General features: G+C 68.8%; 11 protein-coding genes. 5 read left to right on the top strand and 6 right to left on the bottom strand.

The window, feature by feature from the left end; translation table 11 throughout:
* The first annotated feature begins 9 nt into the window (after positions 1–9).
* Positions 10–600, top strand: coding sequence for a HupE/UreJ family protein (locus STVA_RS22460; protein ID WP_123692285.1), 591 nt, complete (start codon positions 10–12; stop codon positions 598–600).
* A gap of 154 nt (positions 601–754) precedes the next feature.
* Here STVA_RS22460 and STVA_RS22455 read toward each other — a convergent pair whose 3' ends face one another.
* The 6 genes from STVA_RS22455 to STVA_RS22430 form a co-directional block, all read right to left on the bottom strand.
* Positions 755–4237, bottom strand: a complete 3483-nt coding sequence (locus STVA_RS22455; RefSeq protein WP_123692283.1) for a DEAD/DEAH box helicase family protein — start codon at positions 4235–4237, stop codon at positions 755–757.
* Between the two features lie 11 nt (positions 4238–4248).
* Positions 4249–6360: an N-6 DNA methylase gene (locus tag STVA_RS22450; protein WP_170216580.1), complete on the bottom strand. Its 2112-nt coding sequence runs from the start codon at positions 6358–6360 to the stop codon at positions 4249–4251.
* 178 nt (positions 6361–6538) lie between these two features.
* Positions 6539–8227 carry a gamma-glutamyltransferase family protein gene (locus STVA_RS22445; RefSeq protein WP_123692281.1) on the bottom strand — a complete coding sequence of 563 codons (1689 nt, stop codon included), beginning with the start codon at positions 8225–8227 and terminating at the stop codon, positions 6539–6541.
* Between the two features lie 30 nt (positions 8228–8257).
* Entirely contained in the window at positions 8258–9064 is an 807-nt protein-coding gene (locus tag STVA_RS22440; RefSeq protein WP_123692279.1) for an ABC transporter permease, read from the bottom strand.
* On the bottom strand, positions 9061–11457 hold the full coding sequence (locus STVA_RS22435; protein WP_123692277.1) for a mechanosensitive ion channel domain-containing protein: 2397 nt from the start codon (positions 11455–11457) through the stop codon (positions 9061–9063). Before STVA_RS22435 ends, STVA_RS22440 begins: the two co-directional genes overlap by 4 nt.
* Positions 11458–11491: 34 nt before the next feature.
* Complete coding sequence (locus STVA_RS22430; RefSeq protein WP_245978414.1) at positions 11492–12085, bottom strand: LysE family translocator; 594 nt, start codon at positions 12083–12085, stop codon at positions 11492–11494.
* Between the two features lie 222 nt (positions 12086–12307).
* On the opposite strand from STVA_RS22430, the gene STVA_RS22425 reads away from it, so the two are divergent.
* Genes STVA_RS22425 through STVA_RS22410 form a run of 4 tightly spaced genes read left to right on the top strand, consistent with a single transcriptional unit; the run spans position 12308 to position 15574 of the window.
* Complete coding sequence (locus tag STVA_RS22425; RefSeq protein WP_245978413.1) at positions 12308–13327, top strand: ABC transporter substrate-binding protein; 1020 nt, start codon at positions 12308–12310, stop codon at positions 13325–13327.
* Between the two features lie 11 nt (positions 13328–13338).
* The gene (locus tag STVA_RS22420; protein ID WP_123692271.1) at positions 13339–14139 is read left to right on the top strand and encodes an ABC transporter ATP-binding protein; all 801 of its coding nucleotides are present in this window, start codon (positions 13339–13341) and stop codon (positions 14137–14139) included.
* Positions 14136–14930 carry an ABC transporter permease gene (locus tag STVA_RS22415; RefSeq protein ID WP_123692269.1) on the top strand — a complete coding sequence of 265 codons (795 nt, stop codon included), beginning with the start codon at positions 14136–14138 and terminating at the stop codon, positions 14928–14930. The genes STVA_RS22420 and STVA_RS22415 overlap by 4 nt, the downstream gene beginning before the upstream one ends.
* Before the next feature lie 56 nt (positions 14931–14986).
* A complete protein-coding gene (locus STVA_RS22410; RefSeq protein WP_245978411.1) occupies positions 14987–15574 on the top strand; it encodes a glutathione peroxidase in 588 nt (195 codons plus the stop codon).
* The last annotated feature ends 12 nt before the right edge of the window (positions 15575–15586 follow it).

Here is a 15586-nt window from a genome sequence, read left to right as displayed (position 1 = left end):
GGTAGAGATATGAGGATCGTTTCCGCCGCGCTTGCCGCAGCAGTCGCCGGGCTGCTGCCCGCCGTCGCCATGGCCCATACCGGCGTCGACCATGCCAGCGGCTTCGCGCACGGCATGGCCCATCCCGCCGGCGGGCTCGACCATGTCCTGGCGATGGTGCTGGTCGGCGTCCTGGCCTTCCAGATGGGCGGGCGAGCTCGCCTGCTGCTGCCGGCCAGCTTCGTCGGCGTGATGGCGGTGGGTGGCTTGGCCGGCATGGCAGGCTTCACGCTGCCGCTGGTCGAGGCCGGCATCGCGCTCTCGATCGTCGTACTCGGCGCTGCCGTGGCGTTCGGCGTGCGCGCGCCGATGGCGGTTGCCATGGGCCTGGTCGGTTTCTTCGCCATCTTCCACGGCTACGCCCACGGGGCGGAGATGCCGGCCAATGCCGGCGGCCTCGGCTATGCCGCCGGCTTCCTGCTGGCGACGGCGGCCCTGCACGCGGCCGGGCTCGGCCTCGGCTGGCTGGTGGCGCGCGGCACGGCCGGTGGCGTGATGGTGCGGACCGCCGGTGGCGTCGCCACCCTGGCCGGCATTGCGATCCTGACGGGCGTCCTGTAGCGGGCGCCCGCGCCGCCGTCAGTCGCTGACGGCGGCGCCGTCGCGCCGGGGGTCGGCGGCACCGACCCAGCCCGCGGGCGTGCGGGCGATGCCGGCCAGCCGGCTCTGCATCTTCTCTACCCCACCTTGTGCCACAAGGCGGCGGCCGCTCGACCTAGGCGGCTGTCCGGCGGCGGACTTCGGCGAGGATATCCACGACGGCGCCGGCGTCGTCGCCGAACATTCCCGCGAGGCCCATCGGGTCCAGGTCCGTGAATGGGCTCTCGTAGAGCAGGCGAGGGTCCATCGAGCCTCGCTCCGTCAGGTGATCGATGATCATGTTCAGGAACTCGATCTGATTGGCCGACAACCGCCGCTGGGCCGTGAAGGCGCCGAAGACAGCCTTGGCGGCTTCACGATCCAGCCCCACCAGGGACCGGACGAACAGCCCCAGGCCGCCGTCCGCTTGCACGCGTTCCAGGTCTTCCGGTGCTGCGACTTGCGCCTCTACGAAGATGCGTTCCAATTCGGCCAAGTCCGTAGGGGTCAGCGGCTCGTTGCGCCGGAGCTTCTGCACCGCGATGTGGTCCTCGTTCGCTCGCAGGAAGTGGCGCGCCTTCAGTCGGAAGCGAATCACGTCGGTGCCGGCGCCCACGCCTTGCAATTCGACCGCGGTGCCTGGGCCAATCGCATCCTCGAAGTCGGTGTAGACGATCTCTCGCCCCTTCACCTCGATCAGCTTGATCAGCGCGCGCAGGCGTCGGCGCACCGTCTCCAGCATCGGCGCTGTGACGTCCTGCCAGAAGTCGTCGCCCTGGACTTCCTGGATCAGGACAAGCTCGCGCGCTACCGCGGGAATGTTCGACATCTCCTCCAGCAGCGTGGCCAGCGTGACCACCTTCTTTCTCAGGCCGCCGAACGCGCTCTCCGCCCTCAGCACCGCGAGCTGGGTACGCAGGATGAGGGCGTCGAACTGCTTGGCCGCCAGGTCGTCGTCGGCGACGCTGCTGGGCAGGCCGGCCACCTCGTTGACCAGCTCGGCTTGGTCGTCGAGGCTGAGGCGCACCCAGGCTGCCGGATCGCCGAACTTCTCCACATGGCGTCGATGCGCGCGGACCAGAAAATTGTCCACGCTCATGCCGGCGATCTCTTCGCGCAGTATCCTGGCCACCTCATCGCGCAGCCTGGCAGAAGCCGACGCGGCGTTGTCGCCACTTTCGAACGCTGCCTTGTCCTCGGACAGGCCTGCGCCAGCAGGGCCCTCGGTGGGGACAGCCTTGATCAACAGCAAGTCGCCCGACGGGTGCAACGCGTCCAGGGCACAGATCAATTCGACCCGCGCGGCGAACAGGCGCTTGGAAAGGGAATCCCCGATCGCGCCGTCGGTCACCTCCGGGTTCTGGTTGAAGAACTCGAAGTTCTGGCAGAAGTCGAACACCGTGAAATGCGTCTTGTGCCGGCCGGGTCCGAACAGGTCGGGGCAAAGCCGCGTGCCCCGTCCCAGCATCTGCCAGAACTTCGTCTTCGAACGCACGACCTTGAAGAACACCAGGTTCACCACCTCGGGCACGTCGATGCCGGTGTCCAGCATGTCGACCGACACGGCGATGTGCGGTGCCTTCGCTGGCTGGCTGAAGTCGTCGATCAGGCTCTGGGCATAGGAATCGGCCGAGATGATCACCCTGGCGAAGGCGCCTGCGTGGTGCGGATAGGCCTTGTCGAACCGCGCGACGATGAAGCGGGCGTGGTCCTGGTTCTTCGCGAATATGATGGTCTTGCCAAGCCGGTCGCCGTCGGCCACCCGCTGGCCGTGGGTCATCAGGTGCTCCAGCACCTTGTCCACCGTGTCGGCGTTGAACAGCCAGGTATTCAAGGCGGTGGGCTCTATCGCGGCCGGCACGTTGCCGTCGTCGTCCCATTCGACGGCGTCCCACTGCTCCTTCTCGTCCTCGGAGAGGTCGTCATAGCGGATGCCGCCGCGCTGGAACTTCAACGGCACCGAGACAGCGAGCGGCGGCACCAGGAAGCCGTCATTGACCGCCTCCTCCAGGCCATAGGCGTCGGTCGGCACGCCCCGCTGCAGGTCGAACAGGCGATAGGTGTCGCGATCCACCTCGTCCTTGGGCGTGGCGGTCAGGCCCACCAGCAGGCTGTCGAAATAGTCGAAGATCGCGCCGTACTTGCGATAGATCGAGCGATGCGCCTCGTCGATGACGATCAGGTCGAAGTGGCCGGGGCCGAAGCGCCGGGTCTCGCCCTCGGCCTTGTCGATCAGGTTCATCATCGTCGGATAGGTCGAGACATAGACCCGGCCGGTCGCCCGCCTGTCCATCAGCAGGTTGACTGGCGATGTGTCCGGCAGGAATTTCCTGAAGGCACCCACGGCCTGGTTCACCAGCGCCTGGCGATCGGCCAGGAACAGGATGCGACGTGCCCAGTTCGCCCGCATCAGGAGGTCGCAGAGCGCGATCACCGCGCGCGTCTTGCCCGAGCCGGTGGCCATGACCAGCAGCGCGCGACGGGCCTTGTCCTTCTCGAAGGCCTCTGCCACGCGGCGGATGGCACGGGTCTGGTAGTAGCGCTCGACGATCGTCCCGTCGATCGTGGCCGAACCCAGCGGCTGCATGGTCGTGCGCCGGCGGATCGCCAACTCCAACTCGTCCTTGGTCAGGAAACCCTGGATTGGCCGGGGCGGGTAGCGCCCGTCGTCCCAGATCCAGTGCTCGTAGCCGTTGGAGCAGAAGATCACCGGCCGCTGCCCGGTCATCGCCTCCAGGCAGTCGGCATAGAGCTTGGCCTGCTGCTGGCCGGCGCGCCCGTCCTTGCGGGTGCGCTTGGCCTCGACGATGGCCAGCGGCCGGCCGTCGTCGCCCCACAGCACATAGTCGACGAAGCCCTCGCCCGGCTGGTTGGGCATGCCGGTGACGCGATACTCGGTGTCGTGGCCGGGCCGGGTGAAGCTCCAGCCGGCCTCGCGCAGCAACAGGTCGATGAACAGGTCGCGGGTCGCCGCCTCGCCATAGTCGTGCGTATCCGGCGCCTGCGTGTTGGCGGCCTTGGCGGCGGCCACTTCGGCCTGCAGCCGCGCGATCTCGGCCTCCAGCCGGGCGCGGTCCTCCTCGCTGGCGCGTTGCCGCGCCTCCGCCGCCTCGCGCGCCTTCTCCGCCTCGACGAAGCGCTGGGCCGCGGCATTCAACTGGTCGAGCCGGGCGACCGCCACCGCCTTGTTGACCGGCAGCGCGTCGGCCACGAATTCGATCGCGCCCGCCGGCTTCGCCCCGCGCGCATAGGTGCGCGCCAGCCAATAGGTCAGGTGGAACAACTCCCGCACCGCGGCGATCCCGTCGCTGGGCGGCACGGGGCGACCACCCTCGTGAACGGCCCTGTTGCCCAGGTCCTTGACCACCTTGGCCTTGGCGAGCAGCGCCGGACCCACCAGGTTGCGGAACGTTGCCTCGTGGATCAGCGCCGACAAAGTCTTCTCATACGGCGGCCGCAGGCTGCGCTCATGCCTGTAGAGCCAGCCGACCATTGTCTCCAGCGCCAGCCGCGCATAGAAGCACGCCCCCCGTGCATCCGTCCGCGCCATCCCCTCCGCCAGCGCCGCAAGGCGGTGAATCTCGGAAAACTCGGCGGCGAGGAAGGAGAACTGCGGCATTGGCAATTACTCTATGTTTTTGGTGACGCTAAATCATCGTTATAGTCGAAGAATTGTCGTTGAATTGCTGCATCTAATGTGTTTGCAACAAGAAGCGAAGATTTAAGCTTCATTTTTAGGGCATCAATTCTATCGAACTCATTCGCAATTATAACTTGTTCTTCAATTGGCGGAACAAGTATGATAGTGGAATTTAATTGTGCTTGAGTTAATTTTGATCTTGTTGTCCCTGATATATATTTCGTGAAATCAAAATTACGCAAAGCATGGTGAAGATAATTAACATCTATTATTGATCTTATCGGGCGGAGTATGTGTGCGTGATTATTAACCCACGAAGGTCCGGATATTTTGTATGACACGCCGCGCCATGGTTGATCAAAAAAACCACCATCTTCTGCTACAAGAACAAGATCTTCATTAAATATCGGCCTATCTATCCAGCCTTGTTGACCATTGGCGCCATAGTAGGGGACGGTGCCGGGTATCCGATCGCTTTCCTTAACTGGCTTTCGGAGTCGGTCTAAACATTCCGTTACCTCATCCAAGCGCAGTCTCCTCCAGCCTCTGCGGGAAGGTGCAACCGTTGCGGTGCGTTCAATATTTTTGAATTCTTCTGCGATCTCATCTCTCAGAGATTTCAGAGTCTCAACTATTTCTGCTGGGCCAATGTCGCCGACCACAACACGCAATGTTTGTCGGTAGCGATTTATAGAAAGATCGTAGGCACCATCGTGCACGATATCTTTCTTAGGTACACAAAAGCTCTGCGCCGTTCGTGGCCGCTCGCGTTCGGCGCCATCCCGCTCCATCCAACGCTTGAGGATGTCGGGCAAGTTGTTCTTCTCGTGCTCGGCCTCCGTCAGGTCGGCATCCGGCGTCGGGCCCAGCTTCTCCGCCGGCAGCAGCTCCTGCCGCTTGTCGTCCAGCGACAGGCCGTCTGCCTTCATGTCATAGAACCAGACGTGGTCCGTTCCGCCGACGCCCGTCTTTGTGAAGCAGAGGATCGCCGTCGACACACCCGCATAGGGCCGGAACACACCGGACGGCAGCGAGATCACCGCGTCCAGCTTGTGATCCTCGACCAGCATGCGGCGCAGCTCCTTGTGCGCCTTGGACGAGCCGAACAGCACCCCGTCGGGCACGATCACCGCCGCCCGGCCGCCGGTGCGCAGCAGGCGCAGGAAGAGGGCCAGGAACAGCAGCTCGGTCTTCTTGGTCTTCACCACCTGCTGCAGGTCGCGGGCGGTCTGCTCGTAGTCCAGCGAGCCCGCGAACGGCGGGTTGGCGAGGATGAGGCTGTAGCGCTCCTTCTCGCCGGCGATGTCCTCCGACAGGCTGTCGCGATACTCGATCACGGGGTTCTCCACCCCGTGCAGGATCATGTTCATCGCCCCGATGCGCAGCATGGTCGGGTCGAAGTCGAAGCCGTGAAATGCCTGCTCGTGGAAGTGCCGGCGCTGGGCGTCGTCGCGGAATAGCCCGGCGTGGTGCTCGCGCAGGTATTCGCTGGCCGCCACCAGGAAGCCGCAGGTTCCCGCCGCCGGGTCGCAGATCACGTCCTTGGGCGTCGGCGCCATCAGCGCCGTCATCAGCGCGATGATGTGGCGGGGCGTGCGGAACTGTCCATTCTGGCCGGCGCTGGCGATCTTGCCCAGCATGTACTCGTAGACATCGCCCTTGGTGTCGCGGTCGCCCATGCGCACATGGTCGAGCTTGTCGACCGCCTTGGCCAGGAGGGCCGGCGTCGGGATCTGGAAGCGCGCGTCGCGCATGCTCCTGGCCAGCGAGCCCTCGGCGGCGACCCGCTCACGGATGAAGGGGAAGACGTGCTCCTCGACGATCCGGAACATCTCGCGCGGCTCCTTGTCCCGGAACCGTGACCAGCGCAGGTTTTCGTAGGGCTCGCCGCGTGGATCAGCGCCCTCGGGGAATATCCGCCGCTCCAGTGGCGCCCTCAGGGTGTTGGCCTTGTGCTCCTCGACGGATTGCAACTCGTCCAGGCGCTTGATGAACAGCAGGTAGGTGATCTGCTCGATCACGCTCAGCGGGTTCGAAACGCCGCCCGACCAGAAGTCATTCCAGATGCTGTCGATCTGACTGCGGATTTCCCCGACCAGCAATACGGCCCCCTCAATGGCTCAGACTTGGCGCCACCCAAGCAGCAGCGGCCCTCCTATGGATGGCGAGCATACGCCGGCTTACCCGTGGGCACACAACCTGCAATCGCCCTTGGTCGGCGTGTTCGCCACTTTGGCACCCCCCCTGGCGGATAGGCTACGGCGGGCGCCCGCGCCGCCGTCAGTCGCCGACGGCGGCGCCGTCGCGCCGGGCATCGGCCGCGCCCACCCAGCCCGCGGGTGTGCGGGCGATGCCGGCCAGGCCGCTCTGCATCGCCTGCACCTTCGGCTGGTGGCCCAGCGCCCGCAGGGCATCCTGCAAGGCGACCGCCGGGGTCTCGCTCTCGACCTCGCTCTGGCTGTTGGCATTGTGCCAGTGCGGCTGGGCCATGGCAGCGCCGATGTCCATGCCCCAGGCCAGCACGCCCAGCTCGGCCTGGGCGACGTAGCTGGGGATGCGCACGCCGCCGGCGGCACCCACGGCCAGCACGGGCTTTCCCGCGGCGTCGAAGGCGATCGTCGGCGCCATCGAGGTGTAGGGACGCTTGCCCGGCATCATGCGGTTGACCGCGAGCTGCCCGTCGCGCATCTGGGCCGAGAAGTTGGTCAGGGCGTTGTTCAGGAAGAAGCCGCCGGCGGCGATCTTCGAGCCGAAATAGAGATTGATGGTGGTGGTCATCGACACGATGCGGCCATCGCGATCGACGATAGCCAGGTGGCTCGTGGTCGGCTCGCTGCCCGGCTCCGACGGCACGATGTCGGCCCGCCGTCCCGGCGGGTCGCCGGCCGTCACCTTCGGGATGACGGCGTCGGCACGGATCTGGCTGGCCCGCTGGCGCAGATAGATCGGGTCGACCAGGCCCGCGGTCGGCACCTGCTCGAAATCCGGGTCGCCGATATGGAGCAGGCGATCGGCATAGGCCAGGCGGCTGGCCTCCAGGAAGAGGTGGGCGGCGGCCGGGCTGTCCGGCGGCAGGCTGGCGATGCCGTGCTGGCCCGCCATCGCCAGGATCTGCAGGGTGACGACCCCGCCATAGGACGGCGGCGGCATGGAGCAGATGCGATGGCCCAGCGCCGGGGCGCACAAGGCATCGCGCTCGCGCGGGCGATAGGCGGCCAGGTCGGCCTCCGTCATCCAGCCCGGGGCGGCCTCGTCGCTGGTGACGGCGGCGATGATGGCGCGGGCCAACTCGCCCTGTCGCAACGCGTCGGCGCCCTTTTCGGCGATCAGCCGCAGGCTTGCCGCCTGGGCCTGGTTGCGCACGATGGTACCCAGCGGGCGCGGCCGGCCGTCGGCGTCCATCCATTCCGCCCGCAGGGCCGGGTCCTTCAGCTTGGCCCCCACCACCACCAGCGCATGGTGCAGGTAGGGCGGCATGGGAAAGCCGTCCTCGGCCGCCCGGATCGCGGGCGCGAACAGGGCGGACCAGGGCAGGCGGCCCTCCTTGGCGTGCAGCTCGGCCAGCATCGCGACGGCACCGGGCACGCCGACCGACCGGCCCGAATTCTCGACCCGTTCGTAGGGCAGGCGGGACCCGTCGGCCTCGTAGGATATGCTGATGGCGGCGCGCGCCGGCTGGGAGGCGAGGCCGTCGAAGGCGCGCACGACCGCCGGGCGGGCGGGGTCCCACAGCAGCAGGAAGGCGCCGCCGCCGATGCCCGACGCGTGCGGCTCCACCACCGACAGCGCCATCTGGACGGCGACCGCCGCGTCGATCGCGTTGCCGCCCTGGTCCAGGATCGCCTTGCCCGCGGCCGAGGCGATCGGGTGGGCCGAGGTGACGACCGCCCGCTCGGCGGCTTCCGGCACCGCCGGCAGCAGCAGGGCCAGCAGAAGGGCGGCGATGGCGGGCCGGCGGCGTGGCGTCATGGACTACTCCGGATGGGCAGGCTGCAGCGTTCAGGGCTTCAGCTTGTAGCCGATCCGGAACAGGCGATGGCAGAGAATCCAGAGCCCGAGGTCGGCCGTGATCAGGACCGCGAACCCGACCAGCCGGTTGCCGTCGGCATGGCCGATGAAGCCCGCCCGGAAACCGTCGATCATGTAGAAGAAAGGGTTGAGATGGGCGATGAAGGCCCATTCCGCCGGCAGCCGCTCGACCGAGTAGAAGGTGCCGGACAGGAAGGCCAGCGGCGTCACCACGAAATTGGTCACGGCCGAGATATGGTCGAACTTCTCGGACCACAGGCCGGCCACGATGCCGATCAGGGCCAGCATCAGCGCGCCTGCCGCGGCATGGAAGACGATGGCGAACGGGTCGGCCACCGGCAGGCCGACGAAGATCGCCATCGCCAGGCCGACGGCCAGGCCCACCGCCAGCCCGCGCGTCATGCCGGCCAGCGCGAACCCCGCCGTCAGCACGGCCGGCGACAAGGGCGGCATCAGCATGTCGACGACGTTGCCCTGCACCTTGGCGATGACGATCGAGGACGAGGTGTTGGCGAAGCCGTTCTGGACGATCGCCATCATCACCAGCCCCGGCGCCAGGAACTGGACATAGGGCACGCCGCCCACCATGCGGTCGGCCCCGCCCAGCGCCAGGGCGAACACGGCCAGGAACAGCAGCGTCGTCACCAGGGGCGCCATCACCGTCTGGGTGGCGACCTTGACGAAGCGCATCACCTCCTTGCGGTAGAGCGACCACAACCCGCGCGGGTTGCGCCCGGCATAGGGGCGCCAGGCCGCGATGTCGGGGGTGGCGGTCATGCGCCGGCCGATGCTGGCGGCGATACCTGTGCAGGCGGCGACACCTGTGCAGGCGGCGACACCTGGGGCGGCGGCATGACGGCCGGGGGTTGCGTTGTCGCCTCGGCCACACGAATGCCCTCGCCCACCACGACTTGGTGGGGGAAGGGAATCTCAATGCCGGCGCGGTCGAATGCCTGCTTCATGCGGCGATTGAACTCCCGGGAGACGGGCCACTGCTTGCCGGGTGGCGTGCGGATGCGGGCGCGGATGATGATGGCGCTGTCGGCGAAGCGGTCGACGCCGTCCATCGCAAGCGGCGCCGAGATCATGCCGGCGAAAGCGGGGTCGGCACGCATGCCTTCTTCCACGTCCGCCAGCACCTTCATCGCCATGTCCAGGTCCGTATCGTAGCTGACGTTGGCCTCGATCACCACGAAGCTGAAGTCCCGCGTCATGTTCTTGACCGAGGTGACGTTCGAGAACGGGACCGTATGGACCGCCCCCGCGGCGTCGCGCAGGCGCATGGTGCGGATGCTGAGGCCCTCGACGGCGCCGGCCCGGCCGTCCACCTCCACCACGTCGCCGATGTTGATGGTGCCCTCGATCAGGATGAAGAGGCCGGTGATGACGTCCTTCACGAGCGCGTTGGCGCCGAAGGCGACCGCGATGCCGATGATGCTGGCGCCGGCCAGCAGGGGCGCGATGTTGACGCCGATCTCGGACAGCGCGACCAGGATGAAGATGGTGGCCAGCACCACCATGGCGACGTTGCGGATCAGCGGCAGGAAGGTGCGCAGGCGCACCGCACTGCCGGCCGTCGGCGCCTGGCGCGACAGGCGCTGCAGGGTGCGGTCGATGACGCGGTCGACCACCTCCCAGACGAAGAGCGCCAGCAGGCCGACCACGACGATCGACACCAGCCCGCCCGTCAGCCGCTGGCCGAAGGACGAGGACAGCCAGTCGAGCGACCGCAGCCCCCAGGCTTGCAGCAGCAGGACGACCGCCATCGCCGTGATCGCGGTGGAGGCGACGATGCCGACGATCGCCATGTAGCGGTTGGCGCGCGCCTCGATGTTGGGGAAGTCGCGCGCCAGCCTCGGCGACACGGCGAAGACCCGGCGGATCAACCGGCGCGCGCCCGCCTGGGCCAGCGCCGCCAGCGCGATGATCAGGATCGACAGGGCCGATGCGCGCAGCACGAAGGTGAAGCCGCTCGGGATCTGGAACAGCCAGACGATCGCCAGCAGCACCACATAGATGATCGCCATGAGGTGCCAGGTCTCTGCCAGCCAGCCGCAGAGGGCCGAGGCCACGCGTGGCTGGCCAAGGTGGCTTTTCGGCTCCTCGCGCAGCCAGTCGGCGACGGCGATACGGTTCTGCAGCACGAAGACCACGGCCAGCCCCGCCAGCACCAGCCCCAGCACGCGCTCGAAGAGTTGGTAGATGGAAACGGGCAGGCCGATCAGGAAGGTGATGTCGAGGATGGCGAAGCCGTAGATGCCGAGCGCCACGAAGCGCCGGATCCAGATCATCACATAATGGGCCGACTCCTCGCCCAGCGGCAGGATGCGCAGTCCGGGCGCATCGGGCATCAGGACGGCGCGCGCGATCGCCACCACCAGGCCGGCCAGCACCACGGCGCGCACGACCGTCAGGCTGATGAAGCGGGCGGCGAAGTCCGGCGGCAGCAGGGCCAGCGTGCCATAGGCGATGCCGGCGAAGGCCGCCACCGGGGCCAGCTCGATGACCAGCCGCAGAAAGGCGTAGGGCACGCGGCGCAGGCGGCCGCCGCGCACCGTGCGGGCGGCCAGTGCCTGGCGCGGCCGGCGCAGCGCGCCCCAGGCGATCAGCTCGACCAGGATGGCCGCGCCGAAGACGACGGCCAGCTCGGAGAAGATGCCGATCCAGCGGGTGCGGCTCTCGGCGTCGTCGAACTGGTCGACCAGCCAGTCGGCCAGCGCCGGCAGGTTCGCCATCAGGCTGCCGGCATCGACGATCGCGCGGACGACCGCATCGGCCGCGGCCGCCACCTGGCCCAGCACCACCTCGCCCGGCGACCCGGGGTCGATCGCGGCCGGCGCCGGTGCCGGGGCGTCGGGGGCGGCAGCACCCGGCCGGCCGGCCTGCGACAGCAGGCGCAACTGGCGGATCAGGTCCGCGCGGCGGGCCGGGTCCTCCAGCGTCTTGGCAAGCTGCTCGACCTCCTCGGCCGAGGGCAGGGCGGCGGGCTGGGCCGGCGCCGCCGCCTCGGCCTTGGGCTTGTTGCCGATCCCCAGCATGGAGGGGGGGATCTGGGCGGCGGCCGGCATGGCGACGGCCAGCGCCGCCCACAGGGCCAGGATGGACCACAGCAGGGGCAGCAGCGGGCGGGCAAGAATGGGGTGCCGGGGCACCGGGGGATGTACCGTCATCAAGGCTCCGTGACGCCGACGGGGGCGGCCCCGGTCAGTCGATCGGCGACCAGGGCGTCATGGTGAGGATCAGGAAAAAGGCGAACGCGACCAGGATCGCGCCCGAGCTGCGCGACACCCATACCAGATGGACCTCGCGCACCAGGTGGCGGACGCCGCCGGCCACCGCGCAGAGGAGGAACCACCAGGCGAGCGAGCCCGCGAAGACGCCGGCCACCAGCATGCCGGCGCGGCCCCAGGTCGCTTCCTCGCCGGACAGGCCGGCGGCCGCGAAGACCCCGGCGAAGGCCAGGATGGTGATGGGGTTGGTGACCGTCAGGGCGAAGGTGGAGGCGAAGGCGCCCAGCAGGCTGTCGCCGCTGATGGGGGCGGGCGCGGAGTCGCGCTCCCACAGCAGCGCGCGGCCGCCGATGAACAGCAGGAAGGCGGCGCCCACGCCCTTCAGCCACCCCTGGTGGCCGATCAGGAAGTCCGAGATGACGGTCAGCCCGAAGGCGGCCACGATGCCGAACAGCGCATCGGCCACCGCCGCCCCAAGCCCGGAGACGAAGCCGTAGACCGGCCCTTCGAAGATCGTGCGGCGCACGCACAGCACGCCCACCGGCCCGACCGGGGCGGCGATGATCACGCCGGCGATGATCCCCTTGAGGAAGAAGAGGGTGAGAAGGGACAGAAGCTGCTCCCGCCTGGTGGGCCGTCGGCCCGTGCAGGCCGTGCGAAATCCCTCGTCTCTGCGAAGGTGTCCCAACCCCATAAGCGGCGGCGGCGGCGAACGCAACGCCCGGCCGGCGTTGACGGTGGTCGGTCGCGACCGATAGCGTGCGCCCGCCGCGAACGGGGGGAGAACATGATGACCCGCAGGCTCGCATTGTCCGGAGTTCTCGCGTTTCTTGCCGTGCTGTATGGCGGGGTGACCGCCCATGCCGAGGCGGTGAGCGTCGCCGTCCTGCGCCTGTCCTCCTCGGGGCCGCTGTTCATCGCCCAGGATAGGGGCCATTTTGCGGCAGAGGGGCTGGAGGTCGCCTTCAAGTTCTTCACCGCCGCCCAGCCGGTGGCCGTCGCGGTGACCACGGGCGACGCCGATTTCGGCGTCACCGGCCTGACGGCCGGCTTCTACAACCTGGCCGGCAAGGGCGCCCTGAAGATCGTGGCCGGCCAGGCGGCCGACGTGGCGGGCTTCCACCTCAGCGCCTACCTGGCGACGCCCAAGGCGGCAGACGCCGGCCTGCGCGCCCTGTCGGACTTTCCCGGCCGCAGCCTCGGCATCACCCAGACCGGCTCGACCTTCCACTATATGATCGGCCTGCTGGCCCGGAAGGAGGCGTTCGAGCTGGCCCGCGTGCGGCTGGTGCCGCTGCAATCCATCCCCAACATGGTCTCGGCCTTCAAGGGTGGGCAGGTGGATGCGCTCATCCTGCCGTCCAGCGTGGCCCTGCCGATGATCGCATCGGGCGAGGGGCGGCTGCTCGGCTGGGTCGGCGACGCCACGCCCTGGCAGCTCGGAGCCCTCTTCACCTCGGGCCGGGCGGTGGCCGGCCGCCGCGCCCAGGTCGCGCGCTTCGTGCGCGCCTATGCCCGCGGCACCGCCGACTATCACGCCGCCTTCAACCAGCGCGACGGCGCCGACCGGCCGGTGAAGAGCGCGGACTATGCGGCCCTGATGGCGATCCTGGAGAAATACACCCAGCAGCCGGCCGCCCTGATCGAGACCGGGCTGCCCTGGGTCGACCCGCAGGGCCGGCTGGATGTCGGCGACATCCACGACCAAGTCGCCTGGTGGCAGGGCCAGAAGATGGTCGATCCGGGGGTCGACGCCGCCGCCATCCTCGACCTCGGCTTCGTGGAGGGGCACCGCAACGTGCCGCGGTAGAGGCGCCGGCCATGGAGCTGCTGGTCGAGGGGGTGGGCCACGCCTACGGCGAGCTGGCGGTGCTGGACGGCATCGACCTTGCCGTGCGCCCGGGCGAGATCCTGTCGCTGATCGGCCCGTCGGGGTCGGGCAAGTCGACCCTGCTCGGCATCATGGGCGGGCTGCTGCGGCCCTCGCGCGGCCGGGTCGCGACGCGGGGGGCAGCACCGGACGGCTGCCTGAACCCGTTGACCTATGTCTTCCAGGACTTTGCCCTGCTGCCCTGGCGCAGCGTCGCCGGCAACGTGGCCCTGGCACTGGAGCATCACGGCCTGCCGGCGGCCGAGCGGCGCGCCCGCGTCGACGATGCCCTGCGCCGGATGGGGCTGGCCGATTTCGCGGCGGCCTTCCCGGCCCAGCTTTCGGGCGGCATGCGCCAGCGCGTCGGCATCGCGCGCGCGCTGGTGGTTCGGCCGGCGGTGCTGCTGCTGGACGAGCCGCTGTCGGCACTCGACGCCCAGACCCGCGACCTGCTGACCGAGGAGTTCCTGGCCGTGTGGCGGCGCGAGCGCACGACCGCCGTCCACGTCACCCACAACCTGGCCGAGGCGCTGCGCCTGGCCGACCGCATCGCCGTCCTGTCGCGCCGGCCGGGCCGCATCCGCGAGATACTGGCCGTCGACGTGCCGCGCGACGAACGGTCGGAGCCCGCCCGGGCCGCCCGCATGGCGGAGCTGAACCAGCATCTGTGGGCGCTGCTGCGCGACGAGGCGCGGATCGCCGACCGCGAGCTGGCCGACCGCGAGGCGGTCCGCGAAAGGACCGCGCCATGACCGCGCCGGACACGCAACCCGTGCCCTTCCGCGGCGGCGGATTCGTCCGCCGGCGGCGGCGGCTGGTGTCGGTCGCGTCCCTGATGGGCCTGATATTGGTGTGGCAGGCGGCTGTGACGACGGGGCTGGCGAACCCGCTCTTCCTGCCGTCGCCGGTGGCGGTCGGCCGGGCGCTGGCCGAACTGGCGGCGTCCGGCGCGCTGACGCAGCATCTGCTGGCCTCGCTCGGCCGGGTGACCGCGGGTTGGGCTTTGGGCACCGTGCTGGGGCTGGCCGTGGGCCTGGCGGTCGGCATCTTCGCCACCGCCCGGGCGGCAGGCATGCCGCTGGTCTCGGCGCTCTTCCCCATCCCTAAGATCGCGATCCTGCCGCTTTTCATCCTGTGGTTCGGCATCGGCGAGCCGTCCAAGGTGGCGACGATTGCGGCCGGCGTCTTCTTCCCGACCGTGATCGCGGCCGCGGGCGGCGTCGATGCGGTGCCGCGCTCGCTGGTGCGCATGGGGCAGAGCTTCGGCCTGCCGGCCTGGGCGATCGTGCTGCGCATCGTCCTGCCGGGCGCCATGCCGACGGTGCTGGCCGGCTTTCGCATCACGGTCGCGATCGCCGTCATCCTGGTGGTGGCGGCCGAGATGATCGGCGCGGACACCGGGCTCGGCGCCTTCGTGCTGACGGCCGGCAACCTGATGCGCACCGACCAGCTTCTGGCCGGAGTCGTGGTGCTGTCGGCCCTGGGCCTGTCGGCCGCGGGCCTGGTGGCGCTGGCCGAACGGCTGCTGTTGCGCTGGCGCTAGGTCGGGCGCAGCCTATCTTCCTGCACGATCCAACGGGCTGGAGGGGATCCGAGACCATGGCGCGTTCCACCATCAAGACCGCATTCGCCGCCGTGGCGGCGCTGGCCTGGTCCTTCACCCCCATGGCGCTCCAGGGCCGGGTCGTCACAACGGGAAAGACGGGCATGACCGCACATCAGTTCACGTTCGAGGGCATCGACGGGCAGCCGATCGCGCTGGCGGACTACAAGGGCAAGCCGGTGCTGGTGGTGAATACAGCCTCGCAATGCGGCTTCACCCCGCAATACGAGGACCTGCAGGCGCTGCACAAGCAGTATGCCGGGCGCGGCCTGGTGGTGCTGGGCGTGCCCGCGAACGATTTCGGCGCGCAGGAGCCGGGCACCAACGCCCAGATCCAGGCCTTTTGCGAGACCAGCTTCGGGGTGGAGTTCCCGATGACCGAGAAGCAGGCGGTGGTCGGCGCCCAGGCCCACCCGCTCTTCCGCTGGATCGCCGCCGAGGCCGGCGAGGGGGCGGCGCCGCGTTGGAACTTCCACAAGTACCTGATCGACGGCGAGGGTCATCTCGTCGGCACGTGGCCGTCGCGGGTGCGCCCGGGCAGCGCGGAAATCACGGGCGAAATCGAAAAATTGTTGCCGCGCTGAGGCTTGGCGCCC

The sequence above is a fragment of the Stella humosa genome (genome assembly GCF_006738645.1).
Lineage (GTDB): Bacteria > Pseudomonadota > Alphaproteobacteria > ATCC43930 > Allostellaceae > Allostella > Allostella humosa.
The sequence above is the reverse complement of the archived record's forward strand: the minus strand, read 5'-3'. Positions and strand labels throughout refer to the sequence as shown.

Bases quoted from the DNA above. Each gene is read 5' to 3' on its own strand.
- STVA_RS22460 (WP_123692285.1), top strand. From the start codon at position 10: ATGAGGATCGTTTCCGCCGCGCTTGCCGCAGCAGTCGCCGGGCTGCTG.
- STVA_RS22455 (WP_123692283.1), bottom strand. From the start codon at position 4,237: ATGCCGCAGTTCTCCTTCCTCGCCGCCGAGTTTTCCGAGATTCACCGC.
- STVA_RS22445 (WP_123692281.1), bottom strand. From the start codon at position 8,227: ATGACGCCACGCCGCCGGCCCGCCATCGCCGCCCTTCTGCTGGCCCTG.
- STVA_RS22440 (WP_123692279.1), bottom strand. From the start codon at position 9,064: ATGACCGCCACCCCCGACATCGCGGCCTGGCGCCCCTATGCCGGGCGC.
- STVA_RS22435 (WP_123692277.1), bottom strand. From the start codon at position 11,457: ATGACGGTACATCCCCCGGTGCCCCGGCACCCCATTCTTGCCCGCCCG.
- STVA_RS22425 (WP_245978413.1), top strand. From the start codon at position 12,308: ATGACCCGCAGGCTCGCATTGTCCGGAGTTCTCGCGTTTCTTGCCGTG.
- STVA_RS22420 (WP_123692271.1), top strand. From the start codon at position 13,339: ATGGAGCTGCTGGTCGAGGGGGTGGGCCACGCCTACGGCGAGCTGGCG.
- STVA_RS22415 (WP_123692269.1), top strand. From the start codon at position 14,136: ATGACCGCGCCGGACACGCAACCCGTGCCCTTCCGCGGCGGCGGATTC.
- STVA_RS22410 (WP_245978411.1), top strand. From the start codon at position 14,987: ATGGCGCGTTCCACCATCAAGACCGCATTCGCCGCCGTGGCGGCGCTG.